This window comes from Microbacterium jejuense, from assembly GCF_019511665.1.
Taxonomy (GTDB): Bacteria; Actinomycetota; Actinomycetes; order Actinomycetales; family Microbacteriaceae; genus Microbacterium; species Microbacterium jejuense_A.
The window spans coordinates 40,329-65,849 of record NZ_JAEUAW010000009.1; the positions used below are offsets into that span (position 1 = coordinate 40,329).

Consider the following 25,521-nt stretch of genomic DNA (forward strand, 5'->3'; position numbering starts at 1 on the left):
CCTACGGTGCGGCATCCAGATTCCGGCGCGTGATGTACCCGGCACCGCTGACGACGCAGTTCGGCGGCACATCCTTCGCGACGACCGTGCCCGCGGCGATGACGGAGCCCGCGCCGATCCGCACACCCGGAGTCACCGTGACATCAGCGCCGATCCAGACGTTCGAGTCGATCACGATCGGCGCAACCGTGATGCCGTCGAAGCGTTCACCGGGCTGGACCGGGTGGCCGGCGGTCGTGAGGGTGACGCCGGGGCCGATCATGGTGTGGTCGCCGATGGTGATTCCGCCGATGTCGTAGAACGAGCAGTTCTGGTTCACGAAGACGTGCTCGCCGAACTCCAGATTCAGGCCGTAGTCGCAGAAGAACGGCGGATACAGCGTCAGCGTCTCGGGCGCGGGCCGGCCCAGGATCTCGCCCAGCAGCTCTGCCCGCGTGTCGACGTCGCTGTGCCGCAGCACGTTGAGGCGGGAGGTCAGGTCCATCACGATCTGCGTCCGCTCGGCCACTTCTCGGGACTCCGGGGTGCGCCGCGGGATCAGACGTTCGTTCTTCATCGGTGCCCATCATGACGCCGCCCCCATGTCGAGGCATCCAGGCCGCCCGGTGTGTGGCGACTCTAGGCTGGGGACGTGTCCGACCGACCCGCAGACCCGCTGGCGTGCCCGACGTGCGGCGACCCGCTGAGCTTCGAGATCCTCGATGACGAGAAGTTCCTTGTGGCCTGGTCGTGCGTCAACTGCGGACTGGTGCGCACGACCGAGCCCACGTGAGCATCACAGCATGAGCGAAGTGGATGCCGGGGGCCGCGGCATCCCCTTCTCACGAGGACGTGACGCTCGGTGCGTTCGCCACTCGGCTCGGGAGGGTGAGGACCTCGGCGCCGTCGTCGGTGATCGCGATCGTGTGCTCGCTGTGGGCGGTGCGGCAGCCGGTGGCGCTGCGGAGCGTCCAGCCGTCGGCATCCACGATCAGCCGATCGGTGTCGGCCATGACCCACGGCTCGAGCGCGAGCAGCAGTCCGGGGCGGAGCCGGTAGCCGCGGCCGGGGCGGCCGGCGTTGGCGACGTGCGGATCCTGGTGCATCGACGAGCCGATGCCGTGGCCGCCGAACTCCAGATTGACGGAGTAGCCGGCCTCCATGAGCGTCGTTCCGATGACGTGCGAGAGGTCGCCGATGCGCGCGCCCGGTCCGGCGACGGCGATCGCGGCCTCCAGTGCACGCTCCGTGGCTTCGATCAGCTCGACGCTCTCGGCCGGGCGCGCCTCGCCCACGATGAAGCTGATGGCCGAGTCCGCGGCGATGCCGCCCGTCGAGACCGCCAGGTCGAGCGTGAGGAGGTCGCCGTCGGCCAGCGCGTAGTCGTGCGGGCGTCCGTGCAGGACGGCATCGTTCACCGCGGTGCAGATGTAGTGGGCGAAGGGACCACGCCCGAACGAGGGCGCGTAGTCGACGTAGCAGGAGGTGGCCCCGGCATCCTCGATCATGGTCCGCGTCCAGCCGTCGATCTCGAGCAGGTTCGTGCCGACGCGCACGCGGTCCTTCAGAGTGGCGAGGATGTCGCCGACGAGTGAGCCGCTGATGCGCGCCTGCGCGAGCTGGGTGGGGGAGAGGATCTCGATCATTCCAATAACAATACCGGTATTGTGATCCCGGTATTACTATCGGAGCATGATGGTTCGGATGCCGCACACCCCCGATGAGGTCGAACGCGGTCAGCGGCTCGGTGCCGCGCTGCGAGAGGCGCGTGGCCGTCGCTCCATGCTGGACGTGGCTCTGGACGCCGGCGTCTCGCCCGAGACGCTGCGCAAGATCGAGTCGGGACGCGTGCCCGCGCCAGCCTTTCCGACGATCGCCGCGATCGCATCCGCGCTGGGGTTGTCGCTGGACGCCGTCTGGGCCGAAGTCAACGGGGATGCTCAGGCGTCCTCGGGCCAGCTCGCCTCCTAGCCGCGCTCGATCCGTGACGACTGCTGAACCCTGGACGGAGTTCGGCGCCTGACGTGCTGCGCGCACACCATGAGAGAGGTGGATGCCGCGAGCCGCGGCATCCACCTCACACGAGGGCGTGACGCCCGAGGGTGTCAGCGGGCGAGCCCGGCCGCTTGCGGCGAACGCTCCGTCGCCGGGCGCAGCACCTCGCGGCACCAGGTCCGGAAGTCGGTCGGCGCCGTCTCGGCGACAGTCCAGTCGGCGTCGTAGATGCCGGACTGCTGAGCGTCGAACATCTCGACCGTGTCGACGATGGACTGCTCGCTCGCTCCGCGTGAGCGCAGCATCGCGGCGAAGTCGGTCAGGGCGATGCTCTGGAACGCCACCGGACGTCCGAGCTCTTCGCTCATCACCTCGGCCATCTGGGCGGGCGTGAGCCGATCGGGACCGAACAGCGGCAGATTCTGCTGTCCCGTCCACGAGAGATCGGTCAGCAGGTCGACGGCGCGGTCGGCGATGTCGCGGGTCGCGATGGTGGCGAGTGGGCGATCGGCGTCGCATGCCAGCGAGAAGACGCCGCGCTCGCGGATCGCCTCAGCCTGACCCACGAGGTTCTCCATGTAGAAGGGCAGCGAGAGCGCCCGGTATGCGGCGCCGGACGCCGAGAGCATGGCGTCCATCGCGAAGGCGGCAGAGAGCAGGCCTGCGCGCCCCTGCCAGTCGTGGCCGGCGCTGGTCACGCCGACGACGTGGCCGACGCCGTGCCGCTCGACCGCCGCCGCACCCGCGCGCGCGAACGCGAGGTAGTGCTCTTCGGCACTCGGTGCTGCGGGGTTCGGGGGAACGAGCCAGAACAGCGCGTCGGCTCCGGCCAGCGCTTCATCTAGGACCGCCTCGTCGGCATGCGAGCCTTCGACGATCTCGACGCGGTCGCGAACGCGCTCGCCGAGGTGCGAAGCCTCGCGCACGATGACGCGCACGGGGGCGCCCCGCTGCAGCAGGCCGGTGACGACCCGGTTGCCGATCCGTCCGGTGGGGGTGGTGACGACGATCATGAGTTCTTCTCCAAACAAGAACCTGAGTTCCGGTTCCGAATATACTCGATGGTACGCCCGCGTCAACTACAGTGAGGGCATCATGACGTCTTCTGCCCGACCGCTGCGCGCCGATGCGCGGCGCAATCGACAGGCCGTGCTCGACGCAGCCGGCGAGCTGTTCGCGTCTCGGGGCGACGACGTGCAGATGGACGAGATCGCCGCCAAGGCGGGTCTCGGCGTCGGCACGCTGTACCGGCATTTCGCCGACAAGAGCGCGCTGCGCACGGCGATCATCGGCCGGCGGTTCGAGGCCGTGACCGACATCGCCCGTCAGGCTGAACAGCTCGAAGACCCGTGGGAGGCCTTCGAGGCACTCCTACACGGGTACCTCGCGTCAGTCGAACCCGACGCCGCCTTCCGCTTCGCGATCCTGAGTCCCCAGGAACCCACCTGGGGCGACATCGACAGCGAGAAGAACGATTTCGGCGCGATCATCCGGCGCATCGTGCAGCGCGCCGTCGACGCGGGACGCCTGCGCCCGGACTTCGGCGCCGACGACTTCATCCTCATCACCCGTGGCGCCATGGCGAACATGGGCGGCCGCGACGATTGGCGCAGGCACCTGCTGCTGCAGGTCGAGGGCATCCGCGCCCCTGCGTGACGCGGATCAGTCGTCGTGGAGCTCTGCGAAGTACGACAGCCCCACGAGCATCCCTTCCGGGCTGAGCATGCGTGCGGTCGTCTGACCCCACGGTTCGACGTGGGTCGCCACCAGGATCTCGTGCCCCGCTGCCCGCAGCTCGCGCTCGCCCTCGGTCACCGCCTCGGGCGACGCGAGTTCGAATTCGAGCCATGCCTGAGGCACGGCGAGGTGCGCGGGCCACTCGGTGTTCCCGAACGTCGACTGGGCGGCATCCGTCAACCGCCACAGCGCGAAGGCTTTCACGCCGCCGAGCGAGTTGGTGTGGAGATATCCGGGCGGTGACTCGTGGAGGGGGAGAGCCAGATCGTCTCGATAGAAGGCCTGGGAGGCGGCGTCGTCGCGAACGATGGGGCCGAAACCGGCCACGAACTTCACGTCCATGCGCCCACGGTAGGGGAGGGATGCGACATCTTCGCCGGACGCGGAATATCGAGACCGCCCCGGTCGCTACGTCGGGATGACTTCGCGACCACGCGGAGAACGCGACAGGACCCGGGCAAGACCCGGCCGATGCAATTGGAGTTCCTCATGCCCTTTGTGACCACAGACGACGGTACGGAGATCTACTTCAAGGACTGGGGCCCCCGTGACGCCCAGCCGATCGTGTTCCACCACGGCTGGCCGCTCTCGTCGGACGACTGGGACGCCCAGATGCTCTACTTCCTCGGCAAGGGGTTCCGCGTCGTCGCGAGCGACCGGCGCGGACACGGGCGCTCCTCGCAGACGGGCGTCGGCCACGACATGGACCACTACGCGAGCGACGTCGACGCCGTCGTGCGCCACCTCGACCTGCGCAATGCGATCCACGTCGGACACTCCACCGGCGGCGGTCAGGTCGCCCGTTACGTCGCGAAGTACGGTCAGCCGCAGGGTCGCGTCGCGAAGGCGGTCCTCGTCGCCGCCGTCCCGCCGCTCATGCTGCAGACCCCGGACAACCCCGAGGGCACCCCGCTCGAGGTCTTCGACGGCTTCCGCGAAGCTCTGCTCGCCAACCGCGCGGACTTCTTCCAGGCGGTCGCATGCGGCCCGTTCTACGGGTTCAACCGACCCGGTGCGAAGGTGTCCGAGCCCACGGTCGCGAACTGGTGGCGCCAGGGCATGATGGGCAGTGCACTCGCGCACTACGAGGGCATCAAGGCGTTCTCCGAGACCGACCAGACCGAGGACCTCAAGGCCATCACGGTGCCCGTCCTCGTCCTCCAGGGCGATGACGACCAGGTCGTTCCGTACAAGGCCGCCGCCGTCAAGCAGGCGGAGCTGCTCGCCGACGCCACGCTCAAGATCTACGAGGGTTACCCGCACGGCATGCTCACCACGCACGCAGAGGTCCTCAACCCCGACATCCTCGCGTTCATCCAGCAGTAATCGCTGCAGGGCCCAGAGGGCGGCGCGCTCGAGATCGTCGAGCGCGCCGCCGCGCGCATGCTGCGGCAACAAGAAGAGAAGTGGATGCCGGGCGCCCGGCATCCACTTCGCTTCTGAGTCTTCGCGGATCAGAGCACGACGATGAACCCGAGGACGGCGCTCGCGATCGACAGCACAGCGAGCACGACGGACGGCGTCGCGTTCTCTTTGCGGCGGACGTGCACGGCGATCGCGCCGATCATGACGACGGCGAGGGCGGTCGCGGCGATGGGGGTGAGGATCGGGGCGATGCCGGTGAGCAGCGGGAGGATGAGGCCGATGCCGCCGACCAGTTCCGCAACACCGATGAGCTTGACCGTGGGGTCGGCGAAGTCGTCGGCCCACGCCATGCCGCTCGCGACGAGCGAGCTCTTGGGGCGGACCGCCTTCATCGAGCCGGCCATGATGAAGGCGAGCGCCAGGAGTCCGTTGAGGATCCAGAGGGCGATGATCATGCAGTTCTCCAACGGGGGGTTTGTTACTGTTTGTAAGCAACCACATGATGCGTCATTTTTGAGGGCGTACAAAAGGCACACGGATGTAAGCAGGTGACATGCGATGGCGAACACGCTGACGATCGCGCCCGCCGGTGAGCCCGCGCCGACGGGCTACGAGCGCTCGTGCGAGGGCGCGGCGCCCGGCACCGACCACGGTCGCGCGATCCGCGATGTGCTCGACCGCATCGGCGACAAATGGTCGCTGCTGGTCGTCGGCACGCTGCGGGGCGAGCGGCTGCGGTTCACCGAGCTGCAGCGGCACATCCCGGGCATCTCGCAGCGCATGCTGACGCTCACGCTGCGGCAGCTCGAGCGCGACGGGCTCATCACGCGCACCGTCCACGCCGAGGTGCCACCGCGGGTCGAATACGAGCTGACGCCGCTCGGCGGCACTCTCGTGCAGCTCGCCATGGCGCTCGCCGACTGGGCGATCGAGAACCATCCGCGCATCGAGCGCTCGCGCGACGCGTACGACGCTGCCCACGCACCTGCTGCTCGCTGATCCGCGTCGGCACAGGCTGCGCTTCGTCTCGGTCGTCCCTCCCTCGCTCAGCGACCGGAGAAGGCGACCACCCGGTCGCTGAGCGAGCGCCAGCGAGACGAAGCGCGCGGCACAGGATCGCACGTGTCGGTGCTCCACGCCATGATGGGCGGGTGGATGTCTCGAAGATGCGCGCCGAGCGACTCCGGTCGCATCGCCTGAGCGCCCCCGCGCCCACCATCGCGGAGGCCGCGCGCCACATGCTCGCGACGCAGGCCCAGGAGTTCTGGGGCGGACGCTGGGCGATCGCGCAGCGCACCCGCACCGCGCCGTCGATCCGCGACGTCGACGCGGCGTTCGATCGCGGCGAGATCGTCCGGTCGTGGACGATGCGCGGGACGATCCACCTGATCCCGGCCGAAGATCTGTCATGGGTGCTGTCGATCACGGCAGACCGGCAGCACCGGCAGATGGCGGGCGTGCGGCGCGCCGAGGCGATCGACGACGCCGAGCTCGACCGTGCCGAGGAGGCCGCCCGCGCAGCACTCGGCGGCGGCAACCGTCTGACCCGCAAGGAGCTCGCCGAGGTGTGGGAGCTCGCCGGGGTCTCGACCGCCAAGCAGCGCGGGTATCACCTGCTCGTCGCCCTCTCGCTGCGCGGCGTCGTCTGCCAGGGGCCCGTCGTGCCGCGCGCCGGAGGGCCGACGCGCGAGCAGTACCTCGTGCTCACGGAGGAGTGGATCCGCGACCCCGTGACGCCTGCCGATCCGGCTGCGGAGCTCTTCGTGCGGTACATCGCCTCGCACGGGCCGGCCGGTGCCCGCGACTTCGCGTGGTGGACGGGGCTGCCCCTGGGGGTCTCGCGCGCGGCCGCCGAGGCGGCGGGTGACCGGCTGACGATCGTCGACGACGAGCCCGAGCCGCTGTACGTGGCGCCGGGCCCGGCGCCTCGGCGTGCGGCATCCGCCCCCGAGGTCCTGGCGCTGCCGCCCTTCGAGGAGTACTACCTCTCGTACGTCGACCGGACCGTGCCGTGCGCGCCGGAGTTCCTCTCGGCGATCGGGCCGAGCATGAACGGCATCGTGCGCCCGATCATCGTGGCCCGCGGCGAGGCGATCGGCGTCTGGACGCACTCGGTCGCCGTCGGCCGGCATGCCGACGACCCGATCCCCGAGCTGTTCGCACCCGGGGCGGCGACGGACGCCGAGGTCGCGGCATCCCTCGATCGCTACCGGGCGTTCATCACCGCCTGACGTCGCCGCGGCTCACGCGTGGCGGTCGAGGAAGTCGTACACCTCGTTGTCGTCGACACCGGGGAACGCGCCGCGGGGGAGCGGTGAGAACATCTGCATGTGCACGCGGGCGCTGGGCCAGGCCTTGCCCGACCAGCGCGCGGCGACATCGGGCGCGGCGCGCCGGCAGCACGACTCGTCGGGGCACGTGGACGTCGCGCGCTTCTGGGTCTCGCGCCCGCGGAACCATCGCGCGTCGTCGAACGGCACGCCCACCGTGATCGAGAACTCGCCGGCCGATGTGGTCCCGGTCTGCGTCGAGCACCAGAACGTGCCGGCGGGTGTGTCGGTGTACTGGTAGTGCTCGGTGGTGCGGTTCTGCTCGTCGAACGCCGCACGTGCCGAGAACTTGCGGCACGCCATCTGCCCGTCCACCGCGCCGGTGATGTCCATCGGCAGCGGCAGGTCGTCGTTCTCGTACACGCGGGTGATCGCCCCGGAGCCGTCGACACGGAGGAAGTGCAGCCGGATGCCGAGGTGCTGGGTCGCGAGATTGGTCAGGCGCATGCCCGCTGCCTCGTGCGTGACGCCGAAGGCATCGCGGAAGTCCTCGACCGCGAGGTTGCGATCCTTCTTCGCCTGCTGCAGGAACGCCACCGACGCCGTCTCGGGCATGAGGCAGCACGCGGCGTAGTAGTTGATCTCGAGTCGCTGCTGCAAGAAGTCGGCGTAGTCTGTGGGCCGCTCGTGGCCGAGCAGGCGGTGCGCCATCGCCTGCAGGGCCATCGAGCGGAGGCCGTGCCCGCCGGGAATGGATGCCGGCGGCAGATAGATCCGGCCGTGCTCCAGGTCGGTGACCGACCGGGTGGAGTGCGGCAGGTCGTTGACGTAGATCAGCTCGAACCCGAGCTTCTCGGCCATGATGCTGACGGTGCGGTGGGTGAGCGCGCCCGAGACGTGACCTGCCGCCTTGAGCTGCTTCTCGGCGAGCTTCTCGATGTCGGGCAGGTAGTTGTCGAGCTCGCGCATCCGCAGCCGCAGCTCGGTGTTGGCGCGGCGCGCCTCCTCGGGCGTCGCGATGGCCTCGCGCTCGCGCCGCTGCAGCTCGCGATGCAGGCCGAGGATCGACTCGATGGTCTCGTCGCTCATGCCCTTCGTGACCTTGACGGGCGCCACCCCGAGCTGCCGGAACACCGAGCTGGACTGCGCGCGCTCCAGCTCGATCTCCAGCGCCGCGCGGCGGTTGGGCGGCTCGGCCGAGAGCAGCTCGGCGACCTCGACGCCGGTGACGGACGCGATCGACTGCAGCAGTGACAGCTTGGGCTCGCGCTTGCCGTTCTCGATGAGGCTCAGCTGGCTGCCGGCGACGCCGACGAGGGCGCCCAGCTCATCGAGCGTGTAGCCGTGGGCGAGTCGCTGATGACGGATGCGGTGGCCCAGCGTCGACAGTTCGAGAGAGGTCGGCGGCATTCCTTGATGATAGCGAAAGAATCGCAACTCTTGACGCCCAGAATCGGTGGAAGAGGCATCCATCTGCACCGAAAGTAGAGGAAGAGCACGAATCTGCACCGTCGAAATCAACGAGGAGCGACACCATGGCCCTTGCCGACATCTTCACCCGAACCGAAGGCTCCGCGTCTGTCCGTCCGACCCCCGCCCGGGCGTTCGGCGGAATGCCGACGATCGCCGGTGACGGCATGATCGCCCTGCGCGAGTGGGTCGACGAGATCGCGGCCCTCACCAAGCCGGCCCGCATCCACTGGGTGGACGGGTCGCGCGCCGAGAACGACGCGCTCCTGCGCGAGCAGGTCGACGAGGGAAAGCTCATCAAGCTCAACCCCGAGTGGCGGCCCGGTTCGTACCTCGCCCGGTCGCACCCGAGCGACGTCGCGCGCACCGAGGCGCGCACGTTCATCGCCTCGGAGCGCGAGGAGGACGCCGGCCCCACGAACAACTGGGTCGCGCCCGACGAGATCCGTGCCACGATCACGCCCCTGTTCGACGGCTCGATGAAGGGCCGCACGATGTACGTCGTGCCGTTCTCGATGGGTCCTGTCGGCGGGCCGCTGTCGCACATCGGCGTGCAGATCACCGACAGCGCCTACGCGGTCACCTCGATCGGCATCATGACGCGTGTGGGCACCGACGTCCTGCGCGAGATCGCCGGGGGCGCCCCGTGGGTCAAGACCGTGCACTCCGTGGGGGCGCCGCTGCAGCCCGGCCAGCAGGACGACGCGTGGCCCTGCAACGACGAGAAGTACATCGTGCACTTTCCCGACACGCTCGAGGTGTGGTCGTACGGCTCGGGCTACGGCGGCAACGCGATCCTCGCCAAGAAGTGCTTCGCGCTGCGCATCGCGTCGGTGATCGGCCGCAACGAGGGCTGGCTCGCCGAGCACATGCTGCTCATCCGCGTGATCGACCCCGCGGGTCGCGCCTACCACATCGCCGCCGCGTTCCCGTCGGCGTGCGGCAAGACGAACCTCGCCATGCTGCGTCCCACGATCCCGGGCTGGCGCGTCGAGACCCTCGGCGACGACATCGCCTGGCTGCGCCCCGGCGAGGACGGCCGGCTGTGGGCCATCAACCCCGAGGCGGGCTTCTTCGGCGTCGCGCCCGGCACCGGCGAGTCGACCAACGTCACCGCGGTCGAGACGCTGTGGGGCAACACGATCTTCACGAACGTCGCACTGCGCCCCGACGGCGACGTGTGGTGGGAGGGCCTCACCGACGAGCCGCCGGCGGAGCTCACCGACTGGGAGGGCAAGCCCTGGACGCCGGCATCCGGTCGCCCCGCCGCCCACCCCAACTCGCGCTTCACCGTCGCCGCGGCGCAGTGCCCGCAGATCGCCGACGACTGGGACGCGCCGCAGGGCGTGCCGCTCGACGCGATCCTGTTCGGCGGACGCCGCGCGACGAACGTGCCGCTCGTGGTCGAGGCGACCGACTGGACGCATGGCGTCTTCATGGGCTCGAACGTGTCGTCCGAGCGCACCGCCGCTGCCGAGGGCACCGTCGGCGAGCTGCGCCGCGACCCGTTCGCGATGCTGCCGTTCTGCGGCTACAACATGGCGGACTACTTCGGCCATTGGCTCAAGGTCGGGCAGAAGCTGCGGTTCGACCGCGCGCCGCGCGTGTTCCAGGTGAACTGGTTCCGCAAGGGTTCGGACGGCCGGTTCCTGTGGCCCGGCTTCGGTGACAACTCGCGCGTCATCGACTGGATCATCCGCCGCATCGAGGGCGAGGTCGGCGCGGTCGAGAGCCCGATCGGCCGCCTGCCCCACCCCGAGGACCTCGATCTGGACGGCATCGACGTGTCGCAGGACGACCTCGACGAGCTGTTCGCCGTCGACCCGCAGCTGTGGCTGCAGGAGGCCGACCTCACCGAGGAGTTCTACCGCACCTTCGACGGCCGCGTTCCCGCTCCGCTGTGGGCCGAGCTCGCCGCCCTGCGCTACCGCCTGCAGCGCGCCTGACCCGACGACTTCGGGAGCGGATGCCCCGGCCTCACCTGTGCGGTGGCCGGGGCATCCGCGTGTCGTTCGTGGCGAGTCGCCAGTTTCGGCGCGTGTGGGGCGTCGTTCGTGGCGACTGGCAACCGCGTCGCCCCGCGGCGGGCCGGGTGGTGGCATCCGTTCGCTGACGGCGGTTGTTGGCGAGTCGCCAGGTTCGGTGCGCGTCGGGCGTCGTTCGTGGCGGCTGGCCACCGTCGGCGCGGCGGGCCGGGTGGTGGCATCCGTTCACTGACGGCGGTTGTTGGCGAGTCGCCACGTTCGGTGCGCGTCGGGCGTCGTTCGTGGCGGCTGGCAACCGTCGCCGCGCGGCGGGCCGGGTGGTGGCATCCGTTCGCCGGCGACGGTTCTTGGCGAGTCGCCAGCTTCGGTGCGTGTGGGGCGCTGTTGGTGGCGACTCGCGACGTTCGGCGCGCGGCGGGTCGGGTGGCGGCATCCGTTCGCCTGCGGCGGTTCGTGGCGAGTCGCCAGGTTCGGCGCGTGTGGGGCGTCGTTCGTGGCGACTCGCCACGTTCGCCACGGACCCCGGCGCCGGACTCAGACGAGCAGCTGGTGCTTCGCGAGGTCGCGGTAGAGCGGGGTCGTCTGCACGAGCTCGGAGTGGGTGCCCTGGCCCACGACGCGGCCGTGGTCCATCACGACGATGTGGTCGCTGTCGACGACGGTCGACAGGCGGTGCGCGATCACGATGAGCGTGCGGCCGGCGGCGACGGCGTCGATCGCGTCGCGCATGCGCTGCTCGTTGAGGCCGTCGAGCGACGACGTGGACTCGTCGAGCAGCAGGATCGGGGGAGCGGCCAGCAGCGCCCGGGCGATCGCGAGGCGCTGACGCTCGCCGCCCGACAGCATGACGCCGGACTCGCCGACCGGTGCGTCGATGCCGAGCGGGTTGCGGTCGAGCACCTCGCCGAGGTTCACCGCGCGCAGCACCTCCTCGCACTCCGCGTCCGACGCCTCCGGCGACGCGAGCCGCAGGTTGTCGCCGATCGTCCCCGCGAGCGTGGGCGCGTCCTGCTCCACGTACCCGAGCTGCGCGCGTAGCGCGTCGCGGTCGAGCGTGCGCACGTCGTCGCCGCCCAGCAGGATCGCGCCGCCGGTCGGGTCGTAGAACCGCTCGATGAGCGCGAGCGTCGTGCTCTTGCCCGCACCCGACGGGCCGACGAGCGCCACGCGGGCGCCGCGGGGGACCGTGAACGACACGCCCCGCAGCACGTCGCCGTCGGAGTCGAGGGATGCCGGAGCCTCCGTCTGCCCGTCACTCGAGGTGCCTTCGCCCAGCGCGATGACCGACGTGTCGACGTGCGCGCTCTCGAGCACCGCCAGCGCCTCGGACTCCGCCTTGCGCCGCGCGGCGACGACGTTCTCGGGGTAGCGGAAGCGCACGTCGCGGAACTCGATCGCCGCGGCGGCGGCCGAGGCCGACGGGGCGGCCGAGTCGGAGGCATCCGCTTCTCGCACGCGGGCGGCGATCGCGGCGTCGTCCTGCGCCTCGGTGGGAAGGTCGAGCACCTCCTGGATGCGGCCGAGCGCGCCGAGCGCCTGGCTGACCGACGTGATGGCGCCGAAGAAGGAGCCGAGCGGCGCGATCAGCATGAACAGGAACATGATGAACGTCACGAGGTTCGCGATCGACAGCGCTCCCGTGGCGACGCGGAAGCCGCCGAGTCCGATCACCACGAGCAGCGACACCTGCAGCGCGATCCCCGCGATCGGCACGACGAGTGCCGACACCTTGGCGATGCGCACGCCCACGTCGAACGCGTCGGTGGCCTGCGCCGTGACGGCGGCCACCTCGCGCTCGGTCGCCCCCGAGGCGCGCACGGTGCGGATCGAGCCCACGGCCCGCTCGACGCCCGACGCGAGGGTGCCCACCTTCTCCTGCTGCTCGGTCGAGGCGCTGCGGATGCGGCCGCTCAGCGCCACGACGCCGATCACCGAGACGCCGATCACGAGGACGATGATGCCGAGCAGCACGGGGTCGATGACCGCCATGGCGACCAGGGCCCCGACGAACAGCAGCGCGTTGCCGACGGAGTCCGCGAGGCCCTGCGTGAGCGCGGCGTAGAGGAGCGTCGTGTCGCTGCCGACGCGCGAGACGAGGTCGCCGGTGCGGCGCGCGTCGAACTCGCTGATCGGCAGGTGCAGGATGCGGGCGATGAGCCGGCGCCGGCTGGAGTACACGACGGCCGTGCCGGTGCGCTGCAGCAGGTAGTGCTGGTAGCCGGAGATGAGGGATCCCAGGATCACGAAGCCCACGAGGGCCCACACCAGCAGGCCCAGGTCGAGGTTCTGCTGCACGCGCGTGATGACCTGGCCCACCAGCAGCGGCTGCACGAGCGAGGCGCCGGCGCTCAGGATGCTGAGCACGATGACGACGGCGATCGTCGTCCTGTGCTCGAACAGGTAGGGCAGCAGCTGGCGGAACGTCGCGCGCGGGCCCTCCTGCTTGGTGCGGCGCGATCGGATGCCGCGACCTCGCGCGGGTGCGGCTGCGGGGGCTTCGTCGAGTTCGGCGGAGGGCATGGGTGTACCTCGTTCGTGAAGGGGGCTTACCTTCGACCGTACTTCTTGTGGACGGCCTGTCTGCTCACGCCGAGGGCGCTCGCGATCGCCTGCCAAGAGAAGCCGAGGTTGCGCGCCTTGCGCACCTGGACCTCCTCGGCGCGGGCGAGCTCCCGGCGCACCTCGGCGAGGCGGTGCAGCTCGGCGAGCGGCTCGCGCTCGCCGGCCGCGCCGATGAGGGTCTGCAGGTCATCGCCGCTCATCGTGCCGCCTCTCGTGTCGAGTGGATACTCCCCACGCCCACTCCACGCATCGCTTCGCGCTGCGCGGAGCCTCGGGGCGCGTGGGCCCACCGGCCGAGGCATCCGCCGTCAACCATAGTTGACGCTCGCGGAATCGTCAACTCACGTTGACGTGTCGCCGTGTCGGCAGGGCGCGCTAGTGTGATCCGGTGCCCGCCCCCGTGATCTCAGCGTCGAACCTCGCCAAGGCCTACAAGGTCAAGGGCAAGCCCGACTTCGTGGCCGTCGACGGCCTCTCGTTCGAGGTCGCCCCGGGCGAGTCCTTCGGGCTGCTCGGTCCGAACGGCGCCGGCAAGTCGACGACCATGAAGATGATCGGCGCCGTCTCGACCCGCTCCGGCGGCGACCTGTCGATCCTGGGACTCGACCCCGACCGGTTCGGCCCCGAGATCCGCTCCCGACTGGGTGTGGTGCCCCAGCAGGACAACCTCGACGGCGAGCTCAACGCGCGCGAGAACCTCTACATCTACGGCCGCTACTTCGGGCTGCCGAGCAAGGTGTGCCAGCAGAAGGCCGACGAGCTGCTGGCGTTCGCGCAGCTCGAAGACAAGGCGAAGAGCAAGGTCGACGCGCTGTCGGGCGGCATGAAGCGGCGACTGACCATCGCCCGAGGGCTCATCAACGACCCGCGCATCCTGCTGCTGGACGAGCCCACCACGGGCCTGGACCCCCAGGCGCGTCACGTGCTGTGGGACCGCCTGTTCCGCCTGAAGGAGCGCGGCACCACCCTCGTGCTGACGACGCACTACATGGACGAGGCCGAGCAGTTGTGCGACCGGCTCATCGTCGTCGACAAGGGCCGGATCATGGCCGAGGGCACTCCGGCGTCGCTCATCCGCGAGCACTCCAGCCGCGAGGTGCTCGAAGTGCGGTTCGGGTCCGACCGCAACCAGGAGGTGGCCCCGCAGCTCGAGGGCATCGGGGATCGCGTCGAGGTGCTGCCCGACCGCATCCTGGTCTACGCCGAGAACGGCGAGGCGGCGCTGGAGGCCGTCACGCACCGCGGGCTCACGCCGCTCACGTCGCTCGTGCGCCGCTCGAGCCTGGAGGATGTGTTCCTGCGGCTCACCGGAAGGTCGCTGATCGAATGAGCGAGCGTTCCGAAGAGAGCATGCCGCACGCCGCGGTGTCCGGGGCGACCCTGCCGCACCCGACCACCGAAGAGCTGCGCGCCGAGGCGATGGAATGGGGGCGCAAGCCCCGCAGCCTCGGGACCTGGTACGTCACTGAGCACATGGTCCGCGCGATGCGCGCGTACGGCTGGACGATCGTGGTCGGCGCCCTCGGGCAGCCGATCCTGTACCTGCTGGGCCTGGCCGTCGGGCTCGCCGCCCTGCTCGACGCGCCGATCCAGGACGGCGGTCAGACCGTCCCGTACCTGGTGTTCGTCGCGCCGGCGCTGCTCATGACCGCGGCGATCTCGGTGGCGACGGAGGAGTTCTCGTTCCCCGTCATGGCCGGGTTCAAGTGGCGGCGCTTCTTCTACGGTTTCAGCGCCTCGCCGCTGTCGCCCGGCCAGATCGCGGGCGGCGTGGTGATGGGCGCCGCCGCACGCATGTTCGTGGTCGTCGTCGCGTACTACGCGCTGATCTGGATCTTCGGCGCGGTGCCGCACCCCGAGACCGGCTGGCTCACGATCCCGATCGGCCTGCTGGCCGGCCTCTCGTTCGGCATTCCCTACATGGCATACGCCGCCTCGATCACTGAGGACAAGGGCCAGTTCGCCCTCGTGCAGCGGTTCATCTTCATGCCGATGTTCCTGTTCTCGGGTACGTTCTACCCGCTCGACACCCTGCCGCTGTGGCTGCAGTGGATCGGCTGGGTCTCGCCCCTGTGGCACGCGTCAGAGCTCGGCCGCATCGTCACGTACGGCAAGCCCTTCGAACCGTTCGGAGTGCTCGTGCACATCGTCTTCCTGCTCGTGCTGGCCGTGGGCGGCTACATCGTGGCGCGACGCCTGTTCCAGAGGAGGCTCGGCGAATGACGGTCATGGTCGAGGCGCCGGTGCGCTCGGGCGGCGTGCGCGCGCTGTGGGCGGGCAACCCGCAGGCCGTCGTGCAGCGCGGCCTCATCGCTGCCCGATCGTCGAGCTGGGCCGTCGTGCTGTCGGGCTTCTTCGAGCCCGTGTTCTACCTGCTGTCGATGGGCATCGGCATGGGGGCGCTGATCGGCGACGTCACGACGTCGGGCGGCGTCGAGGTGAGCTACGCGGCCTTCATCGCACCCGCCCTGCTGGCCACGTCGGCGATGAACGGCGCGATCTACGACTCGACGTGGAACGTGTTCTTCAAGCTCAACTACGGCAAGCTCTACGAGGGGATGCTGGCCACCTCGCTCGGGCCGCTCGATGTCGCGCTCGGCGAGATCCTCTACGCGCTGCTGCGCGGGCTGCTGTACGCGACCGGGTTCATGGTCATCATGCAGCTGCTCGGACTCAATCTCGCCTGGACCGCGATCCTCGCGATCCCCGCCGTACTGCTGATCGCCTTCGGCTTCGCGAGCCTCGGCATGGCGGTGACGAGCTACATGAAGACGTTCCAGCAGATGGACTGGATCAACTTCGTGCTGCTGCCGATGTTCCTCTTCTCGGCGACGCTGTTCCCCATCACCGCGTACCCGGAGTGGATCCAGGCGATCATCATGGCGTTCCCGCTGTGGCACGGCGTCGAGCTGGTACGGGGGCTGACCACTGGCATCCTCACTCCCGACATGTGGTGGCACGTGCTGTACTTCGTCGTCATGATCGGGGTCGGACTCGTCTTCACCACCAAGCGACTGCGGGCGCTCTTCCTCGACTGACACTTTCTGAACGCGTTCAGTTCTGCTAGCTTCTGGGCATGCAGACACCTCAGCGTCGGCGGCGCGCGGAGCCGATCTTCGTGAGCATCCGCATCGACGCGCCCCTGGAGCGCGTGTGGCAGCTGACGCAGGATCCGGCTGCGCACGTCCGGTGGGACGCCCGGTTCTCGGCGATCGCGCCGATCGCATCGCTCGACGGCGGCGGATACCGGTTCCAGTACACGCGCCGCATCCCGGGTCACACGATCATCGGCACCGGCGCGACGATCGGGGAGCGCGAGCGGCCGGACGGCACCCGCACGTCGGCGCTCCGGTTCGACACCGCCGACCGGCTGTCGCCGCTCGGAGCCGGCCGGGGCTACTGGCGCTACGTGCCCGACGGGGACGGTGTGGTGTTCTCGACCGGCTACGACTACGAGCCCGGCTGGGGACGCCTGCTCGACCGCGCCGTGCGGCCCGTGATCGGCTGGCTCACCGCGTGGAGCTTCGACCGGCTGCGGCTGTGGGCCGAGAGCGACGCCGCGCCCGAGCGTTGGCCGCTCGCCACGGCGCTGCAGCCGTGGCGGAGCGGGCGGCCCCGGGCCGCGCGCTGCGGGCGGCGATCGCCGCGCGCGCACGCGATGGCCGACGCTCCGGCCGCCCTCGCGGAGCTGGTGGCGCCGTGACCGCGGCGGTCGGGCAGGCCACGTCGATGTTCGCCGCGGCGATGGGCGAGGACTTCGCGCGTCTGCATCCGATGCTGCAGCGCCGGTTCGGCGTCGGGCTGGCGTCCGGGTACGCGTGCGTGGGTGAGGGCGTCATGTCGCGCATCCGCCGTGGCCCGTGGTGGACGGTGCCCTTCCTGCAGATCGGCCGGTTCCGCAACATCCTCGTTCCCGAGGTCGGCGCCGACGTCCCATTCACGATCGAGAACTTCGCGTACCGCGACCCGTTCGGCCGCGAGACCGTCACGTTCGTGAGGGAGTTCCGGATGCCGCACCGCCGGCGCCGGTTCGACGCGACGATGGTGCTGGCACAGGGGAGGATCGTCGACTACCTCGGCACGCACCAGCACCTGGCGGTCGACCTCGACCTCAGCGCGGACGCCGACGGCGGCCTCGTGCTGCGGTCCGACGCCCAGCGCTTCTACGCCGGCCCTCTCGGCTTCCGGTTCCCGATGCTCTTCAGCGGGAGGGCCCTGCTGCGCGAGTCGTTCGACGACGACACCGGCCTGTTCCGCATCCGCCTCGAGGTGCGCAACCGCGTCTTCGGCTTCCTCTTCGGCTACGAGGGCACGTTCCGCTGCACCTTCGTCGATGTGGTCGACGCGCCGCAGCGCCTGAAGCCCGTGCACCACGAGCCCCGCACCTGACGGGTCCGCGGGCGCCGGGTCGCCGGCATCCCCCCGAATCCGCCGTTCGAGACCGGCGGATTCGCCCCCGCGGCACGGAGCGCGGGCCGAGACCCCCGGACGATGCCGTGGGTCTCGGCCCGAAGCCTGTTCCCGGCGCGAACGCCGGCGGACGCAGCGGAGCGGCTATAGAGAACCCGTCACGCCGACGCCCAGGTCAGCCTCGTAGTCGACGTCCTTGGTCTCGGGCGTGAAGATCAGGGCGATGAAGGTCAGCACGCTCATCGCCGAGAGATAGAGGCCGACGAGCACCGGGCTGCCGCCGGCGGCCGCCCACAGCGCCACCGCCACGATCGGCGCGAGCGCGGCGCCGAGGATCGACGACACGTTGTACGAGATCGCCGAGCCCGAGTACCGCACGTTTGTCGGGAACAGCTCGGGAAGGATCGCACCCATCGGCCCGAACGTCGCGCCCATGAGCATGAACCCGAACACGAGGAACGCCTGCACCAGAGCGCCCGTGAACTTCGGGTCGAGCTGCGGCAGTAGGAACAGGTTGAACGACAGGCCGAACACGATGATGAGCGCGGTCACCCACAGCAGCAGTCGGCGCCGGCCGACGGCATCCGCGATCGGTCCCGACAGCAGCGTGAAGATGCCGAAGAACACGACGCCGATGATCTGCATGAGCACGAAGTCGGTGTAGCCGAAGCCGAGGCCGGGCACGTACGTGGCGGCGTCGAACGCGGTTCCGGATGCCTCTGCCGCCGCGCGTGCGCCCTCCGTCGTCGCCTTGGTGCCGTACGACAGCGTGAAGTTCGTCATGAGGTAGAACAGCACGTACGTCGCGAGCATCACGAAGGTGCCGAGGATCAGGTGCCACCAGTGACGGCGGATCACCGTGCCGAGCGGGAACTTGCGCAGCGCGCCCTTCTCTTCGGCCTTGACGAAGGTCTGCGACTCGACGAGACGCAGGCGCACCCACAGGCCGATGATCACCATGACGGCCGAGAAGAGGAACGGCACGCGCCATCCCCACGCGAGGAACTCCTCGGACCGCTGCCCGGCGCCCTCGGGGTGCGGCAGCGCGAAGTTGATCGCGAGGAAGATACCGTTGGCGATGATGAAGCCCAGCGGGGCACCGAGCTGCGGGAACGTGCCGTACCAGGCGCGCTTGCCCTTCGGGGCGTTCTCGGTCGCCACGAGCGCGGCGCCCGACCACTCGCCGCCGAGCGCGAAGCCCTGGAAGAGGCGCAGGACCAGCAGCAGGACGGCCGCCCACACGCCGATCTCGTTGAACGTCGGCAGGCAGCCGATGAGGAACGTCGCGATGCCCATGGTGAGCAGCGACGCGACGAGCGTGGCCTTGCGTCCGAACCGGTCGCCGAAGTGGCCGAACACGATGGCGCCGAGGGGCCGCGCGACCATCGCCGCGCCGAAGACGCTGAACGACAGCAGCAGCGAGGTCGTGTCGTTGCCGGTCGGGAAGAAGAGGAGGGGGAAGACGAGGACCGCGGCCGTCGCGTAGACGTAGAAGTCGTAGAACTCGATCGTCGTGCCGATGAGGCTCGCGAGGATGACGCGGGAACGGGGGTTGGCGGGCGCCGCCGCGGTCGCGGCGGTCGGGCTGGGGGAGGTCATATTCACCTGGGCATGCGCAGAACGGACATCCGGGTGGGATGCTGCGGTGGGCGGACGCCGGGCGCAGGATGACGCGTCAGGCGGCACTGCACTGGATCACCATGGGTGCGAGCTGGTCGCCCGGCACGAGGATCAAGCCTACCCCTGCAGGCGAGTCGCGGCGCCAGAGACGAAGAGTGGATGCCGCGGCCCAGGGCCGCGGCATCCACTCCCGGATCCCGTATCAGTCGGTCAGCGCCACAGCACCGCGATGGCGGCGTTCGCGAGCGTCAGGACGCCGATGGACCAGAAGACGCCGCCGGGCACCGAACCGGTCTTGCGCTGGCGACCGGCGCCGATGCCGAGCAGGGCGCCGATGATCACCAGGATGACGAGCTTGGTGCCGATCTTGACGTAGTTCAGGTCGTACTCGATGCCCCATGGGGCGGCGAGGATGAGGCCGGCGAGGCCGGCGATCGCGAGTCCCCAGTTCATGAGGCGCGTGATCTGGTGCTTTCCGTTGACCGCCTCGACGACCCAGGCGCCGAAGAGGATGGCGAAGCCCACGAGGTGGACGAGCACGACGACGTGACGGAGGATTTCCATGCCCTCAGTCTAGCTGAAGGTTGGCCCTCCGCCAGAGTCAGGCCCGCAGTGCGCGCAGCACGAGCGCCGTCCGGATCGCGGCGTCGGCCGCCTCGAACCCCTTGTCCTCCTCCGACCCCGGGAGCCCCGCGCGGGCGATGCCCTGGGCCTCGTCGTCGAGCGTCAGCACACCGAAGCCGACCGGCTTGCCGGTGTCGAGCGCGACGCGCGTCAGGCCGTCGGTGGCCGCGTTCGACACGAACTCGAAGTGCGGCGTGCCGCCCCGGATGATGACGCCGAGGGCCACCGCCGCGTCGGCGCCGGCGTCGAGCGCGGCTTTCGCGACCACGGGAAGCTCGAACGAGCCCGGCACCCGCACGACGCGGTACGTCGCGCCGGACGCGTCGAGCGCGCGCTGCGCGCCCGCGATCAGCCCGTCGGTGATCGTCTCGTGCCACGTGCCCGCGACCACGACGACGTCGAGGCCCGTCGCGTCGACCGTCCCGGTCGCCTGGGGAGCGCCTTTGCCGCTCATGCCTGTGCTCCTTCGTTGTGCGCTGCGCTGTCGTGCATGTGTGCCAGGGCGTCGGCGAAGTCCTCGTCGGCGATGATGTGGCCCATGCGGTCGCGCTTGGTGGCGAGGTACTGGTGGTTGTTCGGGCCGACGCCGACGAGCAGCGGCACCTGCTCGACGATCTCTAGGCCGAGCTCGCGCAGCTGCTTCACCTTGTCGGTGTTGTTGGTCAGCAGGCGCACCTTCTCGACACCGAGATCGGTGAGGATGCCGGCGGCCGCGGCGTAGTCGCGGGCATCGGCCGGCAGGCCCAGCGCCAGGTTGGCGTCCACCGTGTCGAGGCCGCGCTCCTGCAGCGAGTAGGCGCGCAGCTTGTTGATGAGACCGATGCCGCGCCCTTCGTGGCCGCGCATGTAGATGACGACGCCGCCGTCCTGCTCGATCGCGTCGAGGGCGGCCTCCAGCTGCGGGCCGCACTCGCACTTGAGCGAGCCGAAGGCCTCGCCGGTCAGGCACTCCGAGTGCACGCGCACGAGCGGCGCTTCGTCGAGCTCGCCCGAGACGACGGCGATGTGGTCGGTGCCGGTGATGCGGTCCTTGTACGCGAGGAAGCGGAACGAGCCGTGCGACGTCGGGACGTTCGCTTCGGCGCGCAGGCTCACGCGGCGCTTGTGCGCGCCCCGGATCGCCGGGTCGCACGGGGCGTGCTCGTCGAGGTACGCGATGAGCTGCTCGATCGTGATGACCGGAATGCCGTACTCGGCGCCGAGGTCCTGCAGGCCGGGCAGGCGCATCATGCTGCCGTCCTCGGCGACGACCTCGCCGATGACGCCGACCGGTGACAGGTCCGCGAGCTTCATGAGCTCGACGGCGGCCTCGGTGTGGCCGGCGCGCTCGCGCACGCCACCGTCGACGGCGCGCAGCGGCAGGATGTGGCCGGGGCGCTTGACGCTGGCCCGCGTCGACTCCGGGTCGGCGAGCACGTTGAGCGTGTGGGCGCGGTCGGCCGCGCTGATGCCGGTGGTGACGTTGTCGGCGGCGTCGACGCTGACGGTGTAGGCCGTGCCGCGCGAGTCCTCGTTGTGCTCGACCATCGGGGGGAGGTCGAGGCGATCGGCCCAGTCCGAGGGCATCGGGGCGCACAGGAAGCCGCTCGTCCAGCGGACGGTCCAGGCCACCCACTCGGGCGTGGCGAGCTGCGCCGACAGGATGACGTCGCCCTCGTTCTCGCGGTTCTCATCGTCGGCGACGATGACGGGCCGGCCGGCGCGCAGCGCCTCCAGGGCCTCGGGGATGGTGGCAAGGCTCATCGCGAGCCTCCTTCCGTGAATTCCAGCAGCCGTCGCACGTGGCGCGCGAGGATGTCGGTCTCGAGGTTGACGCGGTCGCCCGCCACGCGGGCGCCGAGGGTCGTGACGGCGAGGGTCTCGGGGATGAGCGAGACCTCGAACCAGCCGTCGCCGGGTCCGGCGGGGCTGGCGGCGCTGACGGTGAGCGAGACGCCGTCGACGGCGATCGAGCCCTTGTCGACGACGAGCGGGGCGAGCTCCGCCGGGACCGAGATGCGCAGCACCTGCCACTGCGCGCCCGGGCGCACGTCGAGCACCTCGCCGGTGCCGTCGATGTGGCCCTGCACGATGTGCCCGCCGAGGCGGCCGTGCGCGGCGGTGGCACGCTCGAGGTTGACGGCGCGCCCCGGGGCGACGCCGGCGAGCGTCGACATGTCGAGGGTCTGCTTCATGACATCGGCGGTGAACCAGTCGGCGCCCTGGTCGACGACGGTGAGGCACACGCCGCTGACCGAGATCGAGTCGCCGTGTGCGGCATCCGACACGGCCTTCGGACCGCGAACGGTCACCCGCACGCCGTCGCCCGAGGGCTCCACGGCGGTGACCTCGCCGATCTCTTCGACGATTCCGGTGAACATCACTCGTCTCCTTCTTCCGGTCCCTGAGCTTGTCGAGGGGCGCAGACATACAGCACGTCGTCGCCGAGGGGGATCAGGTCTGCCACTTCCAGGCGCTGCGCCTGCGCGATGGTCGTCACGCCGATGTCGCGCAGCGACAGCCGGTCGCCGCCGAGCAGCACCGGCGCCACATACACGAGCACCTCGTCCACCAGCCCCGCGCGCAGGAACGAGCTGGCCACGTCCGGGCCGCCCTCGACGAACAGTCGTTGCACGCCCTCCTGGCGGAGGTCTTCGAGCAGGCCCGGCAGGTCGCGTCCGCTGTCGGTCACGAGGGGGAGCGGATGCCGCCGCACGGCCGCGTCGGCCGGCACGGGCCGCCGCCCCACGACGACAGGGCGCGGCTGGTGGTCGTAGAGCGAGCCGTCCGGTCGGCGCGCCGTGAGAGCCGGGTCGTCGGCCAGCAGCGTGCCGGTGCCCACGACGATGGCATCCGCGTCGGACCGCCGGCGGTGCACGTCCGCACGGGCCGCGGGGCCGGTGATCCACTGGCTCGTGCCGTCGGCCGCGGCGGCGCGGCCGTCGAGGCTCTGCGCCCACTTGACGGTCACGTGCGGGCGGCCGAGCCGCTGCACGGTGAGCCACGAGTCGAGCAGCGCGGAGGCGTCCTCGGCCAGGAGCCCGGCCTCGACGTCGACGCTGGCCTGGCGCAGACGCTCCGCGCCGCCCGACGAGTGGTCGCCGGGGTCCGAGACGGCGTAGACGACGCGCGCCACGCCGGCGGCGATGAGCGCCTCGGAGCACGGGCCCGTGCGCCCGGTGTGGTTGCACGGCTCGAGGGTGACCACGGCGGTCGCCCCGCGGGCAGCGCCCGGCTCGAGCTTCGAGAGGGCGTCGACCTCGGCGTGCGGGGTTCCGGCGCCGCGGTGCCAGCCCTCGGCGAGCACGCGGCCGTCGGCGGAGAGCAGCAGGGCGCCGACCTGCGGGTTCACCCCGCGCGGCCCGTTCGCGGCGATCGCCAGCGCCCGACGCATCGCGTCGTGTTCCGCTGTGCTCGCCATCCGGCCCTGCCCTCTCGCTGTCTGCTGAGGCTCCGGGGCAACGGGAAGCGGCGGCGCGCGTGACGCCGCTCGTGCTGCCTCCCATCCGGACTAGCGACGACTGCTCGTCGCATCACCGTCGGCTCCGGAATTCCACCGGATCGACCTCGGCTCACCTGTTCGACAGAGTGGATGCCTCGGCTCGCGGACTCTCACCGCCGGTTCGGATTCACACCGACCCCGGAGCACGTTGATGCTCTCGAGTGTAGTCAACGCGGCATCCCCCGATTCATTCCATGTCTTCGCATGAAGACAGGCGACCGGGGCGAGGCGCGGCCCGATGTCGCCGCCGCGGCATAGCCTGGGTGGGGGACGGTGAGACTCTTGACGACGACACGGGGATTCGACGAACTGGCAGCGCGACCGTACGCGGACGTGCTGATCATCGGAGGCGGCATCAACGGCCTCGCGACCTTCCGCGACCTGGCGCTGCAGGGCGTCGACGTGGCGCTGGTCGAGTGCGACGACTTCGTCAGCGGAGCCTCCGCCGCCTCGTCGCACATGATCCACGGCGGCATCCGGTACCTCGAGAACGGCGAGTTCCGGCTCGTGCACGAGGCGGTGACCGAGCGCAACGCGCTGCTGCGCACCGCGCCGCACTATGTGCGGCCGCTGCAGACGACGATCCCGATCTTCTCGACGTTCTCGGGCGTGCTCACCGCACCGCTGCGGTTCCTCCGCCATGGCAAGGGCAGGCCGCGCGAGCGCGGTGCGGCGCTCATCAAGATCGGGCTCGTGATCTACGACTCGTTCTCGCGCGGCGGGGGGATCTTCGGCCGTGGCACGGTGCCGCGGCACGCCTTCCACGGGCGACGCCGCTCGCTCGCGCTGCTGCCCGAGCTCAATCCCGAGGTGAAGTACACCGCGACCTACTGGGACGCGTCGCTGCACGATCCGGAGCGTCTCGCGCTCGACGTGCTGCGCGACGGCCGGGCAGCCGGCGGCGACCGCGCCCGGGCCGCCAACTACACCGCGGCCGTCGGCGTCCAAGGCGGCCGGGTGGTGCTGCGCGACGCCGAGACGGGCCGCGAGACGTCGTTCGCGGCATCCGTCGTCCTCAACGCGAGCGGGCCGTGGACCGACCGCACGAACCTCGCCCTCGGCGACCCGACGCGCTACATGGGCGGCACCAAGGGCTCGCACATCGTGCTCGACCACCCGCAGCTGCTGGCGGCGACCGGCGGACGCGAGCTGTTCTTCGAGAACGAGGACGGGCGGATCGTGCTCATCTACCCGCTCAAGGGGCGGGTGCTGGTCGGCACCACCGACCTCGAGCACGACATGCGCGAGCCGATCGTGTGCACCGAGGCCGAGGTCGATTACTTCATCGACCTGATCGCGCAGGTGCTGCCGGCCATCGCCGTGGACCGTGCGCAGATCGTCTACCGGTTCGCGGGCGTCCGGCCGCTTCCCGGGCACGGCGACCTGGCGCCCGGCTTCGTCTCGCGCGACTACCGCATCGAGTCCGCACCCCTCGCCGGCGGGCAGTCGACCGTGCTGAGCCTCGTCGGCGGCAAGTGGACGACGTTCCGCGCGTCTGCCGAGCACCTCGCCGATCGTGCCCTCGAGCTGCTCGCGCAGCCGCGCCGGCGCTCCACGAAGGGCATGCCGATCGGCGGCGGGCGCGGCTTCCCTGCCACCGAGCGGGCACGCCATCAGTGGATCGCCGCGCACGCCGGCGACCTCGATCCCGCGCGCGCGGCGACCCTGCTCGACCGGTACGGCACGGTCGCGGCATCCGTCATCTCGGCGATCGCGGAGGATGCCGCCGACGCGCCCCTCGAGCACGCCCCGGGCTACTCGTCCGGCGAGCTGCGGTACCTCGCGTCAGCGGAGTCGGTGGTGCACCTGGACGACCTGCTGCTGCGCCGCACGTCCCTCGCCTTCACCGGGGGCGCGACGCCCGCCGCCGCCGGAGAGATCGCGGTCGCGGTCGCGCCCGTGCTCGGATGGGACGCCGCCCGCGTCACCGCCGAGGTCGAACGGGGACTCACCCGCGTGCACGCCGCCGATCCGACGTGGGCCGGAGCGGCCGCGCGCTGAGGGCGGGGCGGACGATAGCCTG

Annotated in this window: 27 protein-coding genes and 1 riboswitch; of the genes, 13 read left to right on the forward strand and 14 right to left on the reverse strand. The window is 70.5% G+C overall.

From position 1 onward, the window contains the following. Window position 1 precedes the first annotated feature (1 nt). Window positions 2–556 carry a sugar O-acetyltransferase gene (locus JNB62_RS12515; RefSeq protein WP_220301222.1) on the reverse strand — a complete coding sequence of 185 codons (555 nt, stop codon included), beginning with the start codon at window positions 554–556 and terminating at the stop codon, window positions 2–4. A gap of 75 nt (window positions 557–631) precedes the next feature. Here JNB62_RS12515 and JNB62_RS12520 point away from each other — a divergent pair, with 75 nt between their 5' ends. Continuing rightward, window positions 632–772: a hypothetical protein gene (locus JNB62_RS12520; protein WP_220301223.1), complete on the forward strand. Its 141-nt coding sequence runs from the start codon at window positions 632–634 to the stop codon at window positions 770–772. 49 nt (window positions 773–821) lie between these two features. Here the strand turns inward: JNB62_RS12520 and map are convergent, their stop codons facing one another. Continuing rightward, window positions 822–1,625 carry a type I methionyl aminopeptidase gene (gene map / locus JNB62_RS12525; RefSeq protein ID WP_220301224.1) on the reverse strand — a complete coding sequence of 268 codons (804 nt, stop codon included), beginning with the start codon at window positions 1,623–1,625 and terminating at the stop codon, window positions 822–824. A 49-nt stretch (window positions 1,626–1,674) separates the two neighbouring features. Here map and JNB62_RS12530 point away from each other — a divergent pair, with 49 nt between their 5' ends. Continuing rightward, complete coding sequence (locus JNB62_RS12530) at window positions 1,675–1,950, forward strand: helix-turn-helix transcriptional regulator (protein ID WP_220301336.1); 276 nt, start codon at window positions 1,675–1,677, stop codon at window positions 1,948–1,950. Between the two features lie 134 nt (window positions 1,951–2,084). Here the strand turns inward: JNB62_RS12530 and JNB62_RS12535 are convergent, their stop codons facing one another. Then, the gene (locus JNB62_RS12535; protein ID WP_220301225.1) at window positions 2,085–2,987 is read right to left on the reverse strand and encodes an NmrA family NAD(P)-binding protein; all 903 of its coding nucleotides are present in this window, start codon (window positions 2,985–2,987) and stop codon (window positions 2,085–2,087) included. On the opposite strand from JNB62_RS12535, the gene JNB62_RS12540 reads away from it, so the two are divergent. After that, on the forward strand, window positions 2,974–3,630 hold the full coding sequence (locus JNB62_RS12540; RefSeq protein ID WP_308291800.1) for a TetR/AcrR family transcriptional regulator: 657 nt from the start codon (window positions 2,974–2,976) through the stop codon (window positions 3,628–3,630). The genes JNB62_RS12535 and JNB62_RS12540 overlap by 14 nt on opposite strands. 6 nt (window positions 3,631–3,636) lie before the next feature. Here the strand turns inward: JNB62_RS12540 and JNB62_RS12545 are convergent, their stop codons facing one another. Continuing rightward, entirely contained in the window at window positions 3,637–4,053 is a 417-nt protein-coding gene (locus tag JNB62_RS12545; protein WP_220301226.1) for a glyoxalase, read from the reverse strand. 147 nt (window positions 4,054–4,200) lie between these two features. Here JNB62_RS12545 and JNB62_RS12550 point away from each other — a divergent pair, with 147 nt between their 5' ends. Continuing rightward, window positions 4,201–5,037, forward strand: a complete 837-nt coding sequence (locus JNB62_RS12550) for an alpha/beta fold hydrolase (RefSeq protein ID WP_220301227.1) — start codon at window positions 4,201–4,203, stop codon at window positions 5,035–5,037. A 128-nt stretch (window positions 5,038–5,165) separates the two neighbouring features. On the opposite strand, the gene JNB62_RS12555 is transcribed toward JNB62_RS12550, so the two are convergent. Then, window positions 5,166–5,531 (reverse strand): DoxX family protein, encoded by a 366-nt coding sequence (locus tag JNB62_RS12555; protein WP_220301228.1) that lies wholly within the window; start codon window positions 5,529–5,531, stop codon window positions 5,166–5,168. Window positions 5,532–5,634: 103 nt separating this feature from the next. Here JNB62_RS12555 and JNB62_RS12560 point away from each other — a divergent pair, with 103 nt between their 5' ends. After that, on the forward strand, window positions 5,635–6,075 hold the full coding sequence (locus JNB62_RS12560) for a winged helix-turn-helix transcriptional regulator (protein ID WP_220301229.1): 441 nt from the start codon (window positions 5,635–5,637) through the stop codon (window positions 6,073–6,075). Between the two features lie 152 nt (window positions 6,076–6,227). Next, window positions 6,228–7,307 carry a winged helix DNA-binding domain-containing protein gene (locus JNB62_RS12565; RefSeq protein ID WP_220301230.1) on the forward strand — a complete coding sequence of 360 codons (1,080 nt, stop codon included), beginning with the start codon at window positions 6,228–6,230 and terminating at the stop codon, window positions 7,305–7,307. A 12-nt stretch (window positions 7,308–7,319) separates the two neighbouring features. Here the strand turns inward: JNB62_RS12565 and JNB62_RS12570 are convergent, their stop codons facing one another. Further along, window positions 7,320–8,756, reverse strand: a complete 1,437-nt coding sequence (locus tag JNB62_RS12570) for an XRE family transcriptional regulator (RefSeq protein ID WP_220301231.1) — start codon at window positions 8,754–8,756, stop codon at window positions 7,320–7,322. 125 nt (window positions 8,757–8,881) lie between these two features. On the opposite strand from JNB62_RS12570, the gene JNB62_RS12575 reads away from it, so the two are divergent. Next, entirely contained in the window at window positions 8,882–10,762 is a 1,881-nt protein-coding gene (locus tag JNB62_RS12575) for a phosphoenolpyruvate carboxykinase (GTP) (protein ID WP_220301232.1), read from the forward strand. A gap of 573 nt (window positions 10,763–11,335) precedes the next feature. Here the strand turns inward: JNB62_RS12575 and JNB62_RS12580 are convergent. Together JNB62_RS12580 and JNB62_RS12585 are read right to left on the reverse strand one after the other, a co-directional pair. Beyond that, complete coding sequence (locus JNB62_RS12580; RefSeq protein WP_220301233.1) at window positions 11,336–13,321, reverse strand: ABC transporter ATP-binding protein; 1,986 nt, start codon at window positions 13,319–13,321, stop codon at window positions 11,336–11,338. A 26-nt stretch (window positions 13,322–13,347) separates the two neighbouring features. Then, window positions 13,348–13,563: an AsnC family protein gene (locus tag JNB62_RS12585; protein WP_141892890.1), complete on the reverse strand. Its 216-nt coding sequence runs from the start codon at window positions 13,561–13,563 to the stop codon at window positions 13,348–13,350. 188 nt (window positions 13,564–13,751) lie between these two features. Here JNB62_RS12585 and JNB62_RS12590 point away from each other — a divergent pair, with 188 nt between their 5' ends. Genes JNB62_RS12590 through JNB62_RS12610 form a run of 5 tightly spaced genes read left to right on the forward strand, consistent with a single transcriptional unit; the run spans window position 13,752 to window position 17,752 of the window. After that, window positions 13,752–14,693 carry an ABC transporter ATP-binding protein gene (locus tag JNB62_RS12590; protein WP_220301234.1) on the forward strand — a complete coding sequence of 314 codons (942 nt, stop codon included), beginning with the start codon at window positions 13,752–13,754 and terminating at the stop codon, window positions 14,691–14,693. After that, the gene (locus JNB62_RS12595) at window positions 14,690–15,586 is read left to right on the forward strand and encodes an ABC transporter permease (RefSeq protein ID WP_223231126.1); all 897 of its coding nucleotides are present in this window, start codon (window positions 14,690–14,692) and stop codon (window positions 15,584–15,586) included. Before JNB62_RS12590 ends, JNB62_RS12595 begins: the two co-directional genes overlap by 4 nt. Then, a complete protein-coding gene (locus JNB62_RS12600; RefSeq protein WP_220301235.1) occupies window positions 15,583–16,401 on the forward strand; it encodes an ABC transporter permease in 819 nt (272 codons plus the stop codon). Before JNB62_RS12595 ends, JNB62_RS12600 begins: the two co-directional genes overlap by 4 nt. Before the next feature lie 38 nt (window positions 16,402–16,439). Then, entirely contained in the window at window positions 16,440–17,066 is a 627-nt protein-coding gene (locus JNB62_RS12605) for an SRPBCC family protein (RefSeq protein WP_220301236.1), read from the forward strand. Beyond that, window positions 17,063–17,752 (forward strand): DUF4166 domain-containing protein, encoded by a 690-nt coding sequence (locus JNB62_RS12610; RefSeq protein WP_308291801.1) that lies wholly within the window; start codon window positions 17,063–17,065, stop codon window positions 17,750–17,752. The genes JNB62_RS12605 and JNB62_RS12610 overlap by 4 nt, the downstream gene beginning before the upstream one ends. 165 nt (window positions 17,753–17,917) lie before the next feature. Here JNB62_RS12610 and JNB62_RS12615 read toward each other — a convergent pair whose 3' ends face one another. The 6 genes from JNB62_RS12615 to ribD form a co-directional block, all read right to left on the reverse strand. Then, window positions 17,918–19,372 carry an MFS transporter gene (locus tag JNB62_RS12615; protein ID WP_220301237.1) on the reverse strand — a complete coding sequence of 485 codons (1,455 nt, stop codon included), beginning with the start codon at window positions 19,370–19,372 and terminating at the stop codon, window positions 17,918–17,920. A 231-nt stretch (window positions 19,373–19,603) separates the two neighbouring features. After that, complete coding sequence (locus JNB62_RS12620; RefSeq protein WP_220301238.1) at window positions 19,604–19,957, reverse strand: Fe-S protein; 354 nt, start codon at window positions 19,955–19,957, stop codon at window positions 19,604–19,606. A 37-nt stretch (window positions 19,958–19,994) separates the two neighbouring features. Continuing rightward, a complete protein-coding gene (gene ribH / locus JNB62_RS12625) occupies window positions 19,995–20,471 on the reverse strand; it encodes a 6,7-dimethyl-8-ribityllumazine synthase (RefSeq protein ID WP_220301239.1) in 477 nt (158 codons plus the stop codon). Further along, window positions 20,468–21,760, reverse strand: coding sequence for a GTP cyclohydrolase II (gene ribA, locus JNB62_RS12630; RefSeq protein WP_220301240.1), 1,293 nt, complete (start codon window positions 21,758–21,760; stop codon window positions 20,468–20,470). The genes ribH and ribA overlap by 4 nt, the downstream gene beginning before the upstream one ends. Continuing rightward, complete coding sequence (locus JNB62_RS12635; RefSeq protein WP_220301241.1) at window positions 21,757–22,377, reverse strand: riboflavin synthase; 621 nt, start codon at window positions 22,375–22,377, stop codon at window positions 21,757–21,759. The genes ribA and JNB62_RS12635 overlap by 4 nt, the downstream gene beginning before the upstream one ends. Continuing rightward, a complete protein-coding gene (ribD, locus tag JNB62_RS12640; protein WP_220301242.1) occupies window positions 22,377–23,417 on the reverse strand; it encodes a bifunctional diaminohydroxyphosphoribosylaminopyrimidine deaminase/5-amino-6-(5-phosphoribosylamino)uracil reductase RibD in 1,041 nt (346 codons plus the stop codon). Before ribD ends, JNB62_RS12635 begins: the two co-directional genes overlap by 1 nt. A 68-nt stretch (window positions 23,418–23,485) precedes the next feature. After that, a riboswitch (FMN riboswitch) is annotated at window positions 23,486–23,648 on the reverse strand. A gap of 123 nt (window positions 23,649–23,771) precedes the next feature. Between ribD and JNB62_RS12645 the strand changes: the two genes are divergently transcribed. Next, window positions 23,772–25,499, forward strand: a complete 1,728-nt coding sequence (locus tag JNB62_RS12645) for a glycerol-3-phosphate dehydrogenase/oxidase (protein ID WP_220301243.1) — start codon at window positions 23,772–23,774, stop codon at window positions 25,497–25,499. Window positions 25,500–25,521 lie beyond the last annotated feature (22 nt).

What these genes read in the sequence shown, in the direction of transcription:
- JNB62_RS12515 (WP_220301222.1), bottom strand. Translation starts at nt 556, where the DNA reads ATGAAGAACGAACGTCTGATCCCGCGGCGCACCCCGGAGTCCCGAGAA.
- JNB62_RS12620 (WP_220301238.1), bottom strand. Translation starts at nt 19,957, where the DNA reads ATGGAAATCCTCCGTCACGTCGTCGTGCTCGTCCACCTCGTGGGCTTC.
- JNB62_RS12575 (WP_220301232.1), top strand. Translation starts at nt 8,882, where the DNA reads ATGGCCCTTGCCGACATCTTCACCCGAACCGAAGGCTCCGCGTCTGTC.
- ribD (WP_220301242.1), bottom strand. Translation starts at nt 23,417, where the DNA reads ATGGCGAGCACAGCGGAACACGACGCGATGCGTCGGGCGCTGGCGATC.
- JNB62_RS12605 (WP_220301236.1), top strand. Translation starts at nt 16,440, where the DNA reads ATGCAGACACCTCAGCGTCGGCGGCGCGCGGAGCCGATCTTCGTGAGC.
- JNB62_RS12580 (WP_220301233.1), bottom strand. Translation starts at nt 13,321, where the DNA reads ATGCCCTCCGCCGAACTCGACGAAGCCCCCGCAGCCGCACCCGCGCGA.
- JNB62_RS12595 (WP_223231126.1), top strand. Translation starts at nt 14,690, where the DNA reads ATGAGCGAGCGTTCCGAAGAGAGCATGCCGCACGCCGCGGTGTCCGGG.
- JNB62_RS12560 (WP_220301229.1), top strand. Translation starts at nt 5,635, where the DNA reads ATGGCGAACACGCTGACGATCGCGCCCGCCGGTGAGCCCGCGCCGACG.
- JNB62_RS12550 (WP_220301227.1), top strand. Translation starts at nt 4,201, where the DNA reads ATGCCCTTTGTGACCACAGACGACGGTACGGAGATCTACTTCAAGGAC.
- JNB62_RS12530 (WP_220301336.1), top strand. Translation starts at nt 1,675, where the DNA reads ATGGTTCGGATGCCGCACACCCCCGATGAGGTCGAACGCGGTCAGCGG.
- JNB62_RS12545 (WP_220301226.1), bottom strand. Translation starts at nt 4,053, where the DNA reads ATGGACGTGAAGTTCGTGGCCGGTTTCGGCCCCATCGTTCGCGACGAC.
- JNB62_RS12635 (WP_220301241.1), bottom strand. Translation starts at nt 22,377, where the DNA reads ATGTTCACCGGAATCGTCGAAGAGATCGGCGAGGTCACCGCCGTGGAG.
- JNB62_RS12535 (WP_220301225.1), bottom strand. Translation starts at nt 2,987, where the DNA reads ATGATCGTCGTCACCACCCCCACCGGACGGATCGGCAACCGGGTCGTC.
- JNB62_RS12615 (WP_220301237.1), bottom strand. Translation starts at nt 19,372, where the DNA reads ATGACCTCCCCCAGCCCGACCGCCGCGACCGCGGCGGCGCCCGCCAAC.
- ribA (WP_220301240.1), bottom strand. Translation starts at nt 21,760, where the DNA reads ATGAGCCTTGCCACCATCCCCGAGGCCCTGGAGGCGCTGCGCGCCGGC.
- JNB62_RS12570 (WP_220301231.1), bottom strand. Translation starts at nt 8,756, where the DNA reads ATGCCGCCGACCTCTCTCGAACTGTCGACGCTGGGCCACCGCATCCGT.
- ribH (WP_220301239.1), bottom strand. Translation starts at nt 20,471, where the DNA reads ATGAGCGGCAAAGGCGCTCCCCAGGCGACCGGGACGGTCGACGCGACG.
- JNB62_RS12585 (WP_141892890.1), bottom strand. Translation starts at nt 13,563, where the DNA reads ATGAGCGGCGATGACCTGCAGACCCTCATCGGCGCGGCCGGCGAGCGC.
- map (WP_220301224.1), bottom strand. Translation starts at nt 1,625, where the DNA reads ATGATCGAGATCCTCTCCCCCACCCAGCTCGCGCAGGCGCGCATCAGC.
- JNB62_RS12600 (WP_220301235.1), top strand. Translation starts at nt 15,583, where the DNA reads ATGACGGTCATGGTCGAGGCGCCGGTGCGCTCGGGCGGCGTGCGCGCG.
- JNB62_RS12555 (WP_220301228.1), bottom strand. Translation starts at nt 5,531, where the DNA reads ATGATCATCGCCCTCTGGATCCTCAACGGACTCCTGGCGCTCGCCTTC.